The organism is Bacillus sp. V26 (assembly GCF_034296245.1).
Lineage (GTDB): Bacteria > Bacillota > Bacilli > Bacillales > Bacillaceae > Bacillus > Bacillus halotolerans.
In genome coordinates this window covers 1-386 of record NZ_JAXKQF010000019.1, presented here as the reverse complement: position 1 = coordinate 386, position 386 = coordinate 1, and the positions used below count along the sequence as shown (strand labels likewise).

The 386-nt window shown below is 45.9% G+C and carries 1 tRNA gene and 1 rRNA gene; both read left to right on the top strand.

Features of this window, described 5'->3' with window-relative positions:
• The first annotated feature begins 45 nt into the window (after positions 1-45).
• Positions 46-121: transfer RNA gene (locus UJ203_RS20775), tRNA-Ala, on the top strand.
• Between the two features lie 175 nt (positions 122-296).
• A 16S ribosomal RNA gene (locus UJ203_RS20770) occupies positions 297-386 on the top strand; the annotation flags it as partial.

Here is a 386-nt window from a genome sequence, read left to right as displayed (position 1 = left end):
CCATGGGGTCGCAGGTTCGAATCCTGTCTTCCCGACCATTTTTATGGGGCCTTAGCTCAGCTGGGAGAGCGCCTGCTTTGCACGCAGGAGGTCAGCGGTTCGATCCCGCTAGGCTCCACCAAAAAAGGTTTAAAAAAAGTTATTGACTTTGAGAAAGTGACGTTGTACACTAATAAAGTTGCTTTAACAAAGCGATAAACAAAATGATCTTTGAAAACTAAACAAGACAAAACGTACCTGTTAATTCAAGTTTTATTATAAATCGCACAGCGATGTGCGTAGTCAGTCAAACTACTTTATCGGAGAGTTTGATCCTGGCTCAGGACGAACGCTGGCGGCGTGCCTAATACATGCAAGTCGAGCGGACAGATGGGAGCTTGCTCCCT